The sequence below is a fragment of the Anaerolactibacter massiliensis genome (assembly GCF_900290205.1).
Lineage (GTDB): Bacteria > Bacillota_I > Bacilli_A > Erysipelotrichales > Erysipelotrichaceae > Bulleidia > Bulleidia intestinalis.
The window spans coordinates 93,032-107,027 of sequence record NZ_OLMH01000002.1; the positions used below are offsets into that span (position 1 = coordinate 93,032).

Genomic DNA, 13,996 nt, shown 5'->3' on the forward strand with positions numbered 1-13,996 from the left:
ATTTGGCGTGACTTCGGTCACGCCTTTTCTTTTGCTTCCAGTTCATCCAGAGGGATGTACCCCAGCCCATCGTACTTGATATGGATGTGCTGCACCCGCTTTCCGCTGGACTTATCCGGGGCATCCACATAGATAGCCGACACCAGTTCACGGAGAGCATAGGGAGTGAGTTCTTCAATATGAACGTACTTGTGCGCTTTCTGGACGAATTTTTCAATATTCTCGATTTGCTGTTCCTGTACTTCGATTTCCTGTTGGATAGAGAGGGATTCCTCTTCCAGCTGCTTCTGTTCGGCATCGTAGCTCTGGCTCATCATGTCGAAGCGGTCATCGCTCAGCTTTCCACTGGCGTTGTCCTCGTAGATTTTCATGAACAGCCGTTTGAGGTCTACAATCCGCTTCTCATTCCGGGCAAGCTGCTTCTTCAGGACGGTCAGCTTTTCGCTGCTTTCCACACGAAGCTGCTCCTCCATGACCTTGCGGAAGTAGTTTTCATGACGGAGAATGTAGTCCGTCACCCGCTGAACATGACTCAGCACACGTCCTTCCAGAACCTTTACCCGGATGAAATGTCCCTTGCACTTGCTCCCGTTCTTCTTGTGCAGAGAGCAATCAAAGAAGTCTTGACTGAAGTCCCTGTTATTGGACGAACCATATTGCATCTTGGAACCGCAGTCAGCGCAGTAGACCATACCGGAGAAAATGCTGCTCTTGCCTGTTCGGGTCATACGGTGACGCTGGCTGCGAATCTCCTGAACCTTTTCAAACACATCATCGTCAATAATGCGCTCATGTGTATCCGGGAAGATAGCCTGATTTTCCACAGGATTCAGATGTCTCTTTTTATCCCAGATAGAGTTAGTATAGGTCTTGAAGTTGACTGTGCAGCCAGTGTACTCCCGGCGTTCCAGAATCAAACTTACTGCTCTTTTATCCCAGCGATAAGGGTCTTCCGGGGCAGGTGCGTTTGTGCTCCGGCCATGGCTCAACTTGTAGGCGGTAGGAGTCAGAACTTTATCTGCCCACAGTTGGTTCGCAATTTGGGTCGGCCCACGTCCCTCCATGCACATGGAGAAGATGCGCTTCACAATCGCAGCCGCTTCCGGGTCAACAAGCCAATGCTTCGGGTTCTCCGGGTCTTTTACATAGCCGTACGGAACATTAACCGTCAGCGGTACTCCACGCTCTCCCTTGGCCTTCTGAACGGCCCGAATCTTGCGGCTGGTATCGCGGGCGTAAAACTCGTTGAACCAGTTCTTAATGCCCGCAAAATCGTTATTTACGCTGTTCGGGTCAATGGTGTCGTAGTTGTCGTTAATGGCGATGTAGCGAACGCCATACTGGGGAAAGGTGAAGTTGGTGTACAGACCAGTCAAGGCAGAATTGCGCCCCAGTCGGGACAAATCCTTCGTGATAACGATTCCTACACGCCCTGCTTCGATTTCGACCAGCATACTCTGAAAGCCGGGACGGTCATAGTTCGTGCCGGAGTAGCCATCATCCACAAAGAACACCGGGTTCGGGAAGTGGTTCTTTTTGGCGTATTCCAGAAGGATGACCTTCTGGTTCTCAATGGACAGGCTTTCGCCGAGCCGTGCGTCCTCTTGCGACAGTCGGCAGTAAAGTGCGGTGATTTTATTCGTTGCTCCAGACATTGTTGTGTCCTCCTTATTCTGTGGAGCAACTGTCAGTACAGGATTGGTTACCGGATCAAGTATAGCAGAATTGGACGCAGTTGTCATTCGTCTGCACCCTCATCTTCAAATTTTTGCTGGGCGTTCTTGGCAACAATGCGCTCCAGTTTCTTCAAAAAGGATTCCTTGCCCTCATAGCTGCCGGTCACGGTGTAGGTGGTGTGACCGACTTTCTCCGTGGTGGTCAGTTCAGGAATCCAGAATGCAGACAGGTTCTTGACATGGAGATTGCCGTTCTCATCTACATAGGAGCCGTGCTTCTTCTGCTCTTCGGTCAAGGGCTGCCGCTTGAAATAGATTTCGTTTTCGGAGATGCTCACGATTTCGCTGGCTTGCTCCTTCGGGGCATCGTCATACAGCTGGGCAAAAAATGCCAGTGCATCTTCGGGTGGTTCTTCCTCCATGAGCTGATCGAAAACTCGCTGTTCCTCTGCCGAGAGGTTATTCCATGCGGCTTCCAACTCCTGCTCGTTGGCTGCGTTGACGAAGGCTTCGATCTCTTTTTTCATGGGGCATCCTCCTTTGGCTGCGGAAAGCGTTTTTCAAAAAGTATGGGTTTTCGTGAGAGCAAGAATCGTCCCGTGGCCACAAATTTTCAATTCTTGAAAATTTCCTGTCCCCTTTAGGACAGCTTCTTGTTGGGGCGTGCCTGCCCCAAACCCTGCCAGATAAAAGCAAAGGGGCATTATCTGCCCCCAATGGCGTAAACCCAATTCAAGGTTCACGCCTTATTTTCTTATTGGTCGCAAGAGAGGAAGCTGCAGCTTTCGCAAGCGCAAAAAAGCCCCTGTCAGGAAAAGAATCGTAAATTTTTAATATGTATTCAGAGCCTTATCGGGATTAGAATCAGATACAGAGGAGCTGCCTCTATACTACGGCTGGAATCAATGGTTGGAAGTCATGATTCCAGCTTTTGTTATTTTCAGAGGGGGATTTCGTCTTCCATCAAGACGGTGCCTGGTATTGTTGATCTTCCCTTTGAATTTGTCCCAGCGTTTCAGATGCCGGTCCCCGCGAACCATTACTTTAAACCTGCTGCACTCTTTTATACATGAACAGGCATATTTCAGCGAAAACTTCTTCTTGAAGAATGCCCGCACAAATGACGATGAATGGCACTTTTCAATGATGTTTTTATTGTTGATGAGATGCTCTTTGTCTTTCTGGATTTTTTCAGAAGCAGCGTTATAAAGCAGACTTTTCAGATTGCTGAAAATAAATCGGGACATTATCTCGTTATAGATCACATTTGCACGGGCGCTGTTGAACTCTTCAATGTCGATCAGATTCTTTAAAATATCATATCCTGTCTCAATGTCCCATCGGTCATTGTGATACAGATTAACGATTTCATCATGAGAGAATTCCTCCTGAGGCAGATTGGTAAAGTATTCCGTGTCTGCGGATTTCGGCACCCGGATCTTGTTTCCACTGCTTGTGGTATGCTCTTCCTCGTATTCATAATGATTTCTGAGCAGTCTGATACGCATCTCCGGATGTTCAGAGATAAAGGTCTGTATTGCCGGCCGTATGATCCGCTTCTGCCATATTCTGTCAATCAGAATTGTCAGCCATGTATCTTTGCATTCTGCCGGGATCTCAGCTCTCTGCTTTCTGAAGAAATTGCTTTTTGCCCGAACGAGGTATTTCCAGCCTTTCATCTCACAGTATTTGAAAAGTTCAGCACTGCCATAGTAACGATCAGCCAGGAGAATGACCTTATCATTCTTCAGAACCGATTCCAACGCTTCAAGATGCTGAAAAAGAAGCGGAATTTCTGAAGTATCACAATGCGCCACTCTGAAATCAAGGATGATATGGTTAAGAACATCATATGCGATAGAAACCTTTGCCTGCGGTATCCCATAATGAGCTTCTCCATTTTTATATCCGCACTTCCGTCTTCCGAAGGTTTCTCCCAGGGATGAATCATCAGGCAGATTTATAAACGTTCCATCTATGGCGATCAGAAGATATCCTTTGTAATTTCTCTTTTCCATTGTCAGGTAAATCCGATCCAGAAATAATTCCTGGATCTTCTGCCAGACGCCATGATTGAGAATTGACATCCGTTTCAGAACAGCCTGCTTGGACGGCCTGTCGTTAATACGCAGATCGCTGTAGAAACAGTTAATATCTTCGCTCAGAGTCCTGCCATGACGAAAAATGAGATAGTTGAGCAGGTAACGCAAAGGCATCTTGCCATCTTCTCTGGTAAAAGAGGACTTGATAATTCTTGCAGCCTCAAACAGGGATGGATCATGAATGATGGAAGCGAAAGCCTCAAGGACATTACTGAGGCCCATAAGATCCTTTACTACTAATCGGAATTATCGTCGTATACGAGGCGCGGTTTCTTTTTCGCGAAAGCTGCGCGAATATAAGGAACCTGATCATTATCGAACAGCCCCAGTTCTCTGATTGTACGGTGTTTAACCTTTCCATCTTCCCGATAAGACTCAGTAAGGTAGATAAAGGAAGTTCCCTTTCTGCCTTTATTATTAGGTACTACTTTGACAAACATAACAGCCTCCTTTCCTATACTACATATACTTATATTATGCGTATTAAGAAGATTATTTATCAAGATATATCTATACTACATTCCGCCTGTTCGCAGCAGATCTCAGCGCAAAAGAAAAGGCGTAGACCCTTATTTTGGGTTTACGCCATTGGGGGCATTATCTGCCCCGATGCTTTTCCTTTCGCTTCTGCTGTTTCAGTTCAAACTGACGTTGCTTTTCTGCTTCGCGTTGTTTACGGCTAAGTGCTTTTCGCACCAGATTGTTTTCTTCTCGCTGCATTTGCAACGCCTGCTGTGACTTTGTACCGATTCCTGTGGCAACTGTTTCCTTTCGGATTTGCCGTTGTAATCGCTTTGGGTTCACAGACTCTTTCTTTACAACTGTCTCAACAGATGGACTGAAGCGCAGCCGACTGTAATTCTTGAGCAGATACTCCCAGACTTCATAGTCCTTTGGTTCTGCACCAAACACGACTTTACACACTGAAAGCTTTCTTCTCTCAATACGTTCAAATACTCCGATCCAGAATGGAGCCTCAAAAAATACAGTCAGCTTTGTAGAATCAATGTCCATAACGAAACCCTCCTGAAATAAATCCTTACAGGAACGGACAACCCGGAGGGGAAGGTTACTTACCTACACCGTGCGGTGCAGACGGCTGGGCTACCTACCAGCTCTGGCATCTCTCGGGAAGAAATGCGTTGCGTTTTTATCCTGCTTTTATTATATTACAGTTCATAAAACACCCTGTTCTTAAAATACCCTATAACGCAAGTATTCGGTAGTTTTCTAACAACACTACTAAATGCATTTCCAAGTTTAACACTAATATGTGCATCGGATCCTAATACAACCCTACGTCCTCCAAGCTGAACATATCGATCAATGATACTGTATCGAGGCAGCGGTTCGTCAGAAGCATTCATGATGGAAGACGTATTAACTTCAAGAATAATGTCTTTTTTAATCATAGCATTTAATATTTCATCCATGATAGTATCACTGACGTTCCAATTATCAAAATAACGTCTGGGAAAATCTATATGTGCCATCGCCTGGAACTCGCAGGTCTGAATTGATTTTAACATAAGATTATAGTATTCATCAATCGCTTTTGATTCCTCTATGTTTTTTGCACCTGGAAAAACAGAGCCATAGCAATGATGAATGCTTCCTAGAATATAATCAAAAGGCATAGAACTGTAATCCTCGAATTCAGTAGGGAATAGATGTGGCTCGGAGAATTCAATCCCAATCAAAATCTGAATGGAGTTATAAATACGTCTTAGCCTATTCACTTCATAGAAATATTCTGACACATCAAAATTTGTAGAAGCTTTATTAATTATTCTTCCCACATTTATTTCAGAAGAATTGAAATCTACATGATCCGTAAAACAAATAATTGGAATCCCAATCTCTATGGCTTTTATACACTGCTCTTCCATAGATGACTTTCCGTCGGGCGAAAAAGTAGTATGAATATGCATATCTGCCAGCCTCATATTATCCCTCCACATAAAATAATATGGTTATTCCTTTTATACACAAAAATAATTGCATTATATTGTCATTGTAGAGACACACCTACTGCCGTGCAAAGGAAAGACAGTACACCCACCTTTCATGTTATGGTTAGCACGGGCGCATACATAGGTGCGTCCGTGCGTCATAGTATTATGGTGAGCGCAAACGATAACCATTAAAAGAATAGTCAACAATGGTTAGAGGGATAATTCATCATTAGTTTTTCTTACGTTTCCTTTTGGCTTTATGTTTTGCAAAAGGGTGACGTTTTTCTTTTCTTATCCCTCTTGTTGTATCAGCTTTATTGTCAGAAAGCTTGTGTATCACAGGCGACATCTTTTCAGGTGAATCAGACGTAGGAGCGTCGTTCCCTTTATTATAATCACTTACTAATTGACCACAGGCAGCTTTTATTCTATTACCTCTTGATTCCCGAAGTTTTACTTCCAAGCCAGCCTCCTCTAGTCTAATCTTAAATGCAACCAATTGTTGCTTGTTAGGACGTTTGATTCTCTTACAGGCAGTTTCATTATATTGTAAAAGATTAATCAGTACATTTTTTCCTCTAAACCATTTACCAAGTTGTCTTACGTCTGAAGCCCTATCATTAATTCCAGGAGCGAGCAGATATGCAATGGTAATCTTTCTGTTATGTCGTTCAGAATAGGAAAGCGCAGCTTCGACAACACTATGAATGCTATTGGATTTCATGTGCGGCATAATCATGTTTCTAGTTGCTTGATCCGTTGCGTGAAGAGAGAGTGTAAACTGAATCTTTAAATGCTCCTCTCTCAGTCGCTTCAACTGTTCAACTGGTCCAACAGTCGATACATTTATGCCATCTGTAGGAAAATTAAGTCCATTGCGATCACGAAGTATATGAATACTTTTAATCAGATTATCATAATTAAAGAGAGGTTCTCCCATCCCCATAAAAACGATTCTGTTGACACGTTCTTTCAAAAGAACGATTTGCTGAACTATTTCAGCTGGTGAAAGATTGCGAATAAATCCATTTTTTCCTGATGCACAGAAAATACACCCCACCGGACAACCGACCATAGTGCTAACGCATACCGTATTGCCAGTCCTTCTTTTAATGCATACTGTTTCAATGCAGTAGCCATCTTGTAATTCAAAAGCATACTTTGTAGTATCTCCCCCTACATATATGTCTTTTATAGTCATAGTTTGATTTTTAGGACTTACGCCATTTTTATACAAGGTTTTGAATAAAGACTTAGCTCGTTCTTCTCCCATACATTTGGCTACTTCATCAAAAGTATAATTGTACGGATTGCCCTGAATCATTTCTAATGTAGGAGGGCCCATTTTCTCTTTATTTGCCATGATAATTCCTTTCCTCGCATTGTATTTAAGTAATATTTTACACAAGCCAACTTGTGTGGATTATAACTTGAAAACATCAAAAGGGTACACAAACCCCATTGTATATATTATACATCTTTTTTTTCTTTCTGTCAAGATAGAAATTGCATCCCAATAATGTGAATTATATCATTTTTCACTTATTGGGATGCATACTTACTTAGAATAATCTTATAGTTGCTTATTCAATTCCTTGCTTCTTGCTCCTGCCCTTTGTCTGGTCCTTCGGCGTTTTTGGCTTTTTGCCGAGCCTTGCGGCATCACGCTTCATCTTCGCCCTCTCAAAGTAGCAAGTCTTTTCACGCTTCGGAGCGTTCTTCTTTGCTTCGATAGCCGCCTGATTCAGCTCATCAGTTACGACTTTCAGCCTTTGCTCCTTAGTATCAAGCTCCTCCTGCTGGGGGAACGGCTCTGCTACGATCTTCTGCGCTTCTGCGTGGTCAAGCCTGAGCTTTGCGAGGTTAACCAATCCTGACAGGCAGTTGCCGTGTCATTTCTCGAAAACTGTTTTACGAATACCCAGCAAGATCCGAGGTTCTCTTTTTTTTAGCAATCTGGTGCAAACTCTGTTCTTTCACGAAGGCATAGAAGTTATTTTCTTCTTCCTGATCCTGTTCTGATATGGCTCCGACCGGCATCGAGTAGAAGATCGTTTCTTCTTCACTGCCATAGGAGAAGGCCTGATCCGCAACCGTTCCATCCACTGCTGCAATCGCACAGCCGCCGAGGCCGACCGAAGTGCAGGCCAGATAGGGATTCTCGAAGACATGGCCGCTGTCCATTAGCATCGGTACGTGGGCATATGGCCCATAGCGTCACTCTGCTTTCTCGGCCCGTACCTGCTTGGAAAGACTGTCTCCGATGAGCTGTTTCAGATTTTCCGGACTGCTCTAAAATTCAATCTGGTGGGTCATCCGCAGATAGTGCCAGAGGCCTGGCTTCAGCCTCCTTTACGTTCTGAATGGCCAGATAGCATTCAAACGCATGTCTGGCACCTCCGGAAGGAACCGTACGCAGGGTTGCATAGCGCTTTTCGCACAATCCTTTCACGCCCTGGCAGCACCAGAGAAGATAGGAGAGTTCCAGCAGGCTGAGGCCTTCGGAGGTGAATATGCGGTGGCTGGAACGAGTATTGATGACCTTCAGGAAGTCATTCGTGATGCTCAGATCTTCATAGTTCACGGGGAGGGATACTGCTTCCTTGCTCATGGGGGCTTCTTCAGGTCCTGATCGCTGACGAAGTCTTCAAGTTCATCGATGAAACTGCGGGCGAAATTTCTTCCTGCTTCGATGCGTTTTATGATCTCTTCTTCGCTCATACCTGATTCCTTCTTTTCCGTATTTTCTCACTGTTTCTGGGGAGGAGATATGGAAACCGGATAAATAGGAGGGAAGGGACAGGTATGAATAAAGAAATTACTCTGAAGATTCTCGGAATTGCAGTATCGGGGTTTGTGCTCGTGATCCTGTTTTTCGCGGCAGTGGAACTTCGATCAGAGCAGATGCTGAAGCTGACGAAGACATATATTGCCGCAAGAGATATTCCGCCGCGGACCAGGATCAGTGAGGAAGATCTGATTGAAGCAGAGATTGCTGGAGACTATCTGCTGGATCAGGCTGTATGCGATAAAGATCAGATCATCGGCAAGTATACCGAGATCCAGGGAATGATTCCCGCAGGCTCGGTATTCTACCGGAGTATGCTCAAAGATCTGAAAGATCTCCCGGACTATCCGACTGCGCAGCTGAGGAAAGGGCAGTCAGCGTATTCTCTGGAAACGGATCTGGCCAGACTTGGCGGAACGGTTGTGCCCGGGCAGCGGGTGGATCTCTTTGCGACGATCTTGAACCGGGACAGCAGCACGATAACCGGATGTCTGTTTCAGAATGTCAGGGTCATTGCCATCAAGGATCATAATGGCTTTGATCTCGATGATCCATCTGGAACTGGTACGCCGTATCTGGCAATTCTGGCGGTGCGCTCAGAAGACATGGAAGTGCTATCTGCCTGCGATGAGGCCGGAGAGATCAGATTGTTCTCTTCCAGCCGCAGTTATGATTCTGCTTCTGAGGCTTCGCTTGTGACAGATTCTCCGATCTATACTTATCTCCGTACGCAGAATGGCTTGAACAGAGATGTTTTCAGCACTCCGGAATCAGATACGTGATGGGAAAGCGGCACGGAAGCAGAAAAGGCAAGTATAATGGTAGGAAAGTTCAGGGAGGAATATATGCCGGAAGAACGAGTATTCAATTTCGCGGCCGGGCCTTCGCAGCTGCCGCTGGAAGTGCTGCAGAAAGCAGGCAGCGAGATCACGGACTATCATGGCACCGGAATGTCTGTGATGGAGATGAGCCATCGATCGAAGATGTTCCAGGAAATCTTCCTGGATACGAAGAACCGGTTCCGCAGGCTGATGCATGTGCCGGAGAATTATGAGATTCTCTTCTTGCAGGGCGGTGGATCTTCGGAGTTCTCCATGGTTCCGCTGAACCTGATGGCAAGAACCGGGAAGGCAGACTATGCCATCACCGGACATTTCTCCGAGGTTGCCGCAAAGGAAGCAGAGAAGTACGGGAGCGTCTCCATTGTCTGCTCGACGGCCGATACCGGGCATAACCGGATTCCTGCTCAGGAGGAGCTGCACCTGGATCCGGAAGCTTCATATTTCTATTACTGTGCAAATAATACGATCTATGGAACAGAGTGGCAGTATGTGCCGGATACTGGCAGCGTTCCGCTAGTTTCGGATATGTCTTCCGATATCACGAGCAGAAGAGTAGATATCTCGAAGTATGGAATCATCTATGCGGGTGCGCAGAAGAATGTCGGCCCGGCCGGGGTGACGATTGTGATCATACGCAGAGACCTGGCTGGCAATGCGCTGCCAATCACGCCGCTGATGATGAATTATCAGACGCTGATTGCGAAAGACAGCATGTACAACACGCCGCCATGCTGGTGCATCTATATGGTCGGTCTCGTGCTGGAATGGCTGGAAAGCCAGGGCGGTGTGGAGGCCATGGAACAGAAGAAGCACCAGAAAGCAGAACTTCTGTACAAGGTGCTGGATGATTCTCATCTGTTCCATTGCCATGCATTGCCGGGATCACGTTCAGATATGAACGTGACATTCCGTACCGGAAATGACGATCTCGACAGCAAGTTCGTTGCCGAAGCTGCAGAACATGGGCTGGTAAATCTGAAGGGACATCGCCTCGTGAAAGGCATGCGGGCTTCGATCTACAACGCAATGCCGATGGAAGGCGTCGAAAGACTGGCAGAGTTCATTCAGAAGTTCGATGCCGAGAATTAGCGGCTTGAATCCTCAGGATTCATGGCCGCATTGCATAGAAGATGGTGGGATCAGAGTATCCCTGCCGGAAAGGAAGAAAAGATGTACCGTATCAGAACACTCAACAACATTTCACCTTCGTGCCGCGAGATTCTGTCCGCTCCTGATTATGAGCTCAGTGACAGCGAACAGAATCCGGATGCGCTGTTTGTCAGGGCAAGCGACTTGCATGGGTATCCCTTCAATCCGGAGCTCAAGTGCATTGGCAGAGCCGGAATCGGCGTGAATACGATCCCGCTGGAAGAATGCACTTCGAAAGGAATCGTCGTCTTCAATACACCGGGCGGAAATGCGAATGGCGTCAAGGAACTGTTTGTCTTTGCATTAGGCATGGCGAGCCGCGATATCTTCGATGGCATGAAGTGGGTCTATTCCTATGATGGAAGCGAAGGACCGATTGAAACCAGAATGGAGAAGATCAAGAAGCAGTTTGCAGGTCCGGAATATGCCGGGAAGGTTCTTGGTGTCATCGGAACGGGCAATGTCGGAAGCCTGGTTGCGAATATCGCCCTGGATCTGAACATGGAAGTGCTGGCATATGATCCGTATCTTTCCGTAGATGCCGCATGGAAGGTAAGCCGCCATGTGCAGCGGATATCGAGCCTTGATGAACTGCTGAAGCAGTGCGATTATCTGACTCTGCATGTGCCGCTGAATGAAGAGACAAGAGGACTGATCAATGATAAGACGATCTCGGTGATGAAGAACGGGGTTCGCATCATCAATTATGCCCGCGGCGAAGTGGTGGACGAAGATGCGATCATCCGGGCGCTGGAGTCCGGCAAGGTTGCCAGATATGTGGCTGATTTCCCGACGGAACGTCTGGTCCATACGAAGAATGTGATTCTGACGCCGCATCTTGGCGGAACGACCATCGAAGCAGAAAGCAACTGTGCGAAGATGGCAGCCAAGGAAATGGATGACTATCTGCGTAATGGCAATATCCGCAATTCCGTGAATATGCCGAATGTATATCTGGAGCGCAACGGAGAATCCAGGGTCTGCGTCATTCATAAGAATGTACCTGGAATGCTGACAAAGATCATGACGGTATTCTCCAGAGATCAGATCAATATTGAGAACATGTCCAACAAGTCCCGCGGTGAGATTGCGTATTCCGTATTTGATGTGAATGCAAAGATCAGCAAGGAAATCCTTCATGAGATCACGGAAATCGATAACGTGATCCGGGTCAGAGGATTGAACTGAATCATGATCCTGAAGAGCTCCGCTCGGAGAAATCCGGGCGGTTTTCTCATTCAGTGCAAAAGAAAAGCTGTGCTTTCACACAGCTCTTAATCAAAGGGGCGGTTAATTGCATCATTGCTCAATTGCGTCTGAATGTCGTTTGATGTCAAAACAGGCTATTTTATCGCGTATTTTTAATGTTATCGCTCGAGAACGTCTGCGCTTCAATGTCGTTCAAATGCAGATTTTTGTAGCTAAAAGTAGCTAAAAAGTAGCTAAAAATTTATGCCATCTTCCTGAGATCTATTGCCCGTCTCTTTTCATCCTCTGAAGATCTATCGTATCCGATCGTGGTGCTGTAGGATGTATGGCCGAGAATATCCTGCTGCACTCTCGGAGCGACATCTGCTTCTCTCAGACTGTGGACCATGCTGTGGCGGCACATGTACATGTTGAACTCGATCCCACAGGCTTTCGAAGTTCTGGATATGAAATTGCTCAAATAGTCGATGTCAAACGGAAGACCATCGAAGTCATACAGCGGATGATCTTCAGGAAGATCTTCGGCCATCTTCCGGAGGATCGGCTCCAGCTGATCGCTGATCGGAACGATCCGCACGGATGCAGCTGTCTTGGTAGTGACGATCTGCCGCCTGGCTGTAGCTGTCGATCCGACTGCTTTGGTGATGCTGATCGTGTGCTCATTCAGGTCGATGTCAGACCAGTCCAGCGCGAGCACTTCTGCTGGTCTCATTCCGGTGTGGTAGAGAATCTGCAGAATATAGATGATCCTGGTTCTGCGATACTTTCCTCGGTCATCTCTGACATACTTCTGAGACAATTTCAGATAATCGATGTACTTCTGAAAGTCTTCTTCTGAGATCATGACAGTCTTTTTCGGCTGCACTGGATGCTTGCTCTTGGGCATCTGCACGACAGCAGTCAGATCCGGGACCATCACACCATCCATGACTGCTGCACGGTATATCTGCCGCCAGACAGCGATCACGCGCTCTGTCGCATCAACACTGTACCTGTTGATGCTGTCATTCAGTGTCTGCTGGATGTCGGATGCCTTGATCTCGGTGATAGCCTTGCCATCGTACTGCTTGATGGAATGCTCATAGGCGAGCCGGTGCCGTTTCCAGGTCGGAATGGTTATGTTGAACAGATCCTTCGTCCTCAGAAACAGCTCTCCCACGGTCGGAGTATGCTTTATCAGCCTACCAGTGCGGAGATCAGCCAGTGCCTGATCTCGGATCGCTACAGCTGCTTTCATCGCTTCGGTCGGTGTCGCGTAATCTGCGATGTTAATATTCTTCGTCCATAGGCTGGTTCTTCCGTTTTCAGTGTGCTTGATCTGCACTTGCAAATAGTGTCCGCCTGAAATTCGATTCTCCCGGATGTATTTTTCCTTCTTCATTTTTTCTGCAGAGCATCAAGTTCCCGGATGATAATGAAATTCTGCTCCATGATGGTGCGGAGGTAGTAAACCGGAAGAGCGTCTTCTGGTTTTGCTCCCATCGACAATGTCATTCCGGTTTCCATCAATTTGGTTCCAGCGAGCTCGTTTGCGATCTTCTGGACAGCATCCGAGTATTCCGGAGAAACATCTCCAAGTCCATATCTCTCCATCAGCTCCTGCATCTTCCGTGCCTGTTTCTCTTCCTTTGTTTCCTTTTCTTTTCCGAACATATATTTTCTCCTTCCACGCACTACGCGTTATGTCCTATAAATTGACGAGCTCCTGCATCTCTTCTGATGTCAGACCTATTGCATGACAATAATTGAGAAACTGATCAGCATAAATCGTTCGCTTTCCATTTTCCCAGCGGCTGACCATAGACTTTGCCATGCCCAGCTTGTCGGCAATCTGCTGCTGAGTGTATCCGTGTTCTTTTCTCTTTTCGCAAAGCCATTCACCTATCTTCTTGTTCTCACTATCTGTCATGGTCCTGTTGCTCCTTGTTTCCTTTTAGGTAACTAGATAATACACCGAAATCACGACAAAATCGTAAAATTAACAAAAAAAGCGTTGACATGTTCCCTATCAGGGAATAAAGTGATTGCGAAAGTTCCCCAATAGGGAACCTGAAAGGAGGACCGATGGGCGATATTAAGTTCAGCGTCAAGGCATTGGCTGCTCTTAAGGGAATGAACCTAAACGAACTGGCAGAAGCTGCAAACATCAACCAGAATCATCTCAAAGACCTATCCGCTGGACGGGTTCGGATGACTGCTGACGATTTGAAGAAGCTGTCAGCTGCGACAGGAATCCCGATGGACAACATTCAGGCCTAATTTTTTTAAGCTCAAA

At 46.3% G+C, this 13,996-nt stretch carries 17 protein-coding genes; 4 read left to right on the forward strand and 13 right to left on the reverse strand.

Annotated features, from left to right (window positions below; genetic code table 11):
• Positions 1–17 precede the first annotated feature (17 nt).
• From C7E00_RS03935 to C7E00_RS03980, 10 genes are all read right to left on the reverse strand, one after another.
• Positions 18–1,655, reverse strand: coding sequence for a recombinase family protein (locus C7E00_RS03935; RefSeq protein WP_204378557.1), 1,638 nt, complete (start codon positions 1,653–1,655; stop codon positions 18–20).
• Between the two features lie 83 nt (positions 1,656–1,738).
• Entirely contained in the window at positions 1,739–2,203 is a 465-nt protein-coding gene (locus C7E00_RS03940; protein WP_105303064.1) for a hypothetical protein, read from the reverse strand.
• A 375-nt stretch (positions 2,204–2,578) separates the two neighbouring features.
• Positions 2,579–4,000 (reverse strand): IS4 family transposase, encoded by a 1,422-nt coding sequence (locus tag C7E00_RS03945; RefSeq protein ID WP_105303065.1) that lies wholly within the window; start codon positions 3,998–4,000, stop codon positions 2,579–2,581.
• Between the two features lie 14 nt (positions 4,001–4,014).
• Positions 4,015–4,218 (reverse strand): 2-C-methyl-D-erythritol 4-phosphate cytidylyltransferase, encoded by a 204-nt coding sequence (locus tag C7E00_RS03950; RefSeq protein WP_105303066.1) that lies wholly within the window; start codon positions 4,216–4,218, stop codon positions 4,015–4,017.
• Positions 4,219–4,375: 157 nt separating this feature from the next.
• On the reverse strand, positions 4,376–4,792 hold the full coding sequence (locus C7E00_RS03955; protein WP_105303067.1) for a YjdF family protein: 417 nt from the start codon (positions 4,790–4,792) through the stop codon (positions 4,376–4,378).
• A 155-nt stretch (positions 4,793–4,947) separates the two neighbouring features.
• Positions 4,948–5,724 carry a histidinol-phosphatase HisJ family protein gene (locus tag C7E00_RS03960; RefSeq protein WP_105304861.1) on the reverse strand — a complete coding sequence of 259 codons (777 nt, stop codon included), beginning with the start codon at positions 5,722–5,724 and terminating at the stop codon, positions 4,948–4,950.
• Between the two features lie 238 nt (positions 5,725–5,962).
• A complete protein-coding gene (gene rlmN, locus C7E00_RS03965) occupies positions 5,963–7,096 on the reverse strand; it encodes a 23S rRNA (adenine(2503)-C(2))-methyltransferase RlmN (RefSeq protein ID WP_226943064.1) in 1,134 nt (377 codons plus the stop codon).
• 220 nt (positions 7,097–7,316) lie between these two features.
• Entirely contained in the window at positions 7,317–7,604 is a 288-nt protein-coding gene (locus C7E00_RS03970) for a hypothetical protein (protein ID WP_105303068.1), read from the reverse strand.
• Between the two features lie 40 nt (positions 7,605–7,644).
• On the reverse strand, positions 7,645–7,923 hold the full coding sequence (locus C7E00_RS03975) for a nitroreductase family protein (protein WP_105303069.1): 279 nt from the start codon (positions 7,921–7,923) through the stop codon (positions 7,645–7,647).
• A 109-nt stretch (positions 7,924–8,032) separates the two neighbouring features.
• Positions 8,033–8,344: a nitroreductase family protein gene (locus C7E00_RS03980; RefSeq protein WP_105303070.1), complete on the reverse strand. Its 312-nt coding sequence runs from the start codon at positions 8,342–8,344 to the stop codon at positions 8,033–8,035.
• Positions 8,345–8,538: 194 nt separating this feature from the next.
• Between C7E00_RS03980 and cpaB the strand changes: the two genes are divergently transcribed.
• The 3 genes from cpaB to C7E00_RS03995 all read left to right on the forward strand — a co-directional run bounded on the left by cpaB (position 8,539) and on the right by C7E00_RS03995 (position 11,700).
• Complete coding sequence (gene cpaB, locus C7E00_RS03985) at positions 8,539–9,303, forward strand: Flp pilus assembly protein CpaB (protein ID WP_105303071.1); 765 nt, start codon at positions 8,539–8,541, stop codon at positions 9,301–9,303.
• Positions 9,304–9,366: 63 nt separating this feature from the next.
• Entirely contained in the window at positions 9,367–10,452 is a 1,086-nt protein-coding gene (serC, locus tag C7E00_RS03990) for a 3-phosphoserine/phosphohydroxythreonine transaminase (protein WP_105304862.1), read from the forward strand.
• Between the two features lie 81 nt (positions 10,453–10,533).
• On the forward strand, positions 10,534–11,700 hold the full coding sequence (locus C7E00_RS03995) for a phosphoglycerate dehydrogenase (RefSeq protein WP_105304863.1): 1,167 nt from the start codon (positions 10,534–10,536) through the stop codon (positions 11,698–11,700).
• Between the two features lie 262 nt (positions 11,701–11,962).
• Here C7E00_RS03995 and C7E00_RS04000 read toward each other — a convergent pair whose 3' ends face one another.
• Genes C7E00_RS04000 through C7E00_RS04010 form a run of 3 tightly spaced genes read right to left on the reverse strand, consistent with a single transcriptional unit; the run spans position 11,963 to position 13,630 of the window.
• Positions 11,963–13,102: a tyrosine-type recombinase/integrase gene (locus C7E00_RS04000; RefSeq protein ID WP_105303072.1), complete on the reverse strand. Its 1,140-nt coding sequence runs from the start codon at positions 13,100–13,102 to the stop codon at positions 11,963–11,965.
• Positions 13,099–13,374, reverse strand: a complete 276-nt coding sequence (locus C7E00_RS04005) for a hypothetical protein (RefSeq protein WP_105303073.1) — start codon at positions 13,372–13,374, stop codon at positions 13,099–13,101. The genes C7E00_RS04000 and C7E00_RS04005 overlap by 4 nt, the downstream gene beginning before the upstream one ends.
• Before the next feature lie 34 nt (positions 13,375–13,408).
• Positions 13,409–13,630: a helix-turn-helix domain-containing protein gene (locus C7E00_RS04010; RefSeq protein WP_105303074.1), complete on the reverse strand. Its 222-nt coding sequence runs from the start codon at positions 13,628–13,630 to the stop codon at positions 13,409–13,411.
• Positions 13,631–13,785: 155 nt separating this feature from the next.
• Here C7E00_RS04010 and C7E00_RS04015 point away from each other — a divergent pair, with 155 nt between their 5' ends.
• Positions 13,786–13,980, forward strand: coding sequence for a helix-turn-helix domain-containing protein (locus C7E00_RS04015; RefSeq protein WP_105303075.1), 195 nt, complete (start codon positions 13,786–13,788; stop codon positions 13,978–13,980).
• The last annotated feature ends 16 nt before the right edge of the window (positions 13,981–13,996 follow it).

What these genes read in the sequence shown, in the direction of transcription:
- C7E00_RS03960 (WP_105304861.1), bottom strand. Translation starts at nt 5,724, where the DNA reads ATGAGGCTGGCAGATATGCATATTCATACTACTTTTTCGCCCGACGGA.
- C7E00_RS04010 (WP_105303074.1), bottom strand. Translation starts at nt 13,630, where the DNA reads ATGACAGATAGTGAGAACAAGAAGATAGGTGAATGGCTTTGCGAAAAG.
- C7E00_RS04015 (WP_105303075.1), top strand. Translation starts at nt 13,786, where the DNA reads ATGGGCGATATTAAGTTCAGCGTCAAGGCATTGGCTGCTCTTAAGGGA.
- C7E00_RS04000 (WP_105303072.1), bottom strand. Translation starts at nt 13,102, where the DNA reads ATGAAGAAGGAAAAATACATCCGGGAGAATCGAATTTCAGGCGGACAC.
- C7E00_RS03955 (WP_105303067.1), bottom strand. Translation starts at nt 4,792, where the DNA reads ATGGACATTGATTCTACAAAGCTGACTGTATTTTTTGAGGCTCCATTC.
- serC (WP_105304862.1), top strand. Translation starts at nt 9,367, where the DNA reads ATGCCGGAAGAACGAGTATTCAATTTCGCGGCCGGGCCTTCGCAGCTG.
- rlmN (WP_226943064.1), bottom strand. Translation starts at nt 7,096, where the DNA reads ATGGCAAATAAAGAGAAAATGGGCCCTCCTACATTAGAAATGATTCAG.
- C7E00_RS03950 (WP_105303066.1), bottom strand. Translation starts at nt 4,218, where the DNA reads ATGTTTGTCAAAGTAGTACCTAATAATAAAGGCAGAAAGGGAACTTCC.
- C7E00_RS04005 (WP_105303073.1), bottom strand. Translation starts at nt 13,374, where the DNA reads ATGTTCGGAAAAGAAAAGGAAACAAAGGAAGAGAAACAGGCACGGAAG.
- C7E00_RS03995 (WP_105304863.1), top strand. Translation starts at nt 10,534, where the DNA reads ATGTACCGTATCAGAACACTCAACAACATTTCACCTTCGTGCCGCGAG.
- C7E00_RS03935 (WP_204378557.1), bottom strand. Translation starts at nt 1,655, where the DNA reads ATGTCTGGAGCAACGAATAAAATCACCGCACTTTACTGCCGACTGTCG.
- C7E00_RS03945 (WP_105303065.1), bottom strand. Translation starts at nt 4,000, where the DNA reads ATGGGCCTCAGTAATGTCCTTGAGGCTTTCGCTTCCATCATTCATGAT.
- C7E00_RS03975 (WP_105303069.1), bottom strand. Translation starts at nt 7,923, where the DNA reads ATGCTAATGGACAGCGGCCATGTCTTCGAGAATCCCTATCTGGCCTGC.
- cpaB (WP_105303071.1), top strand. Translation starts at nt 8,539, where the DNA reads ATGAATAAAGAAATTACTCTGAAGATTCTCGGAATTGCAGTATCGGGG.
- C7E00_RS03980 (WP_105303070.1), bottom strand. Translation starts at nt 8,344, where the DNA reads ATGAGCAAGGAAGCAGTATCCCTCCCCGTGAACTATGAAGATCTGAGC.
- C7E00_RS03940 (WP_105303064.1), bottom strand. Translation starts at nt 2,203, where the DNA reads ATGAAAAAAGAGATCGAAGCCTTCGTCAACGCAGCCAACGAGCAGGAG.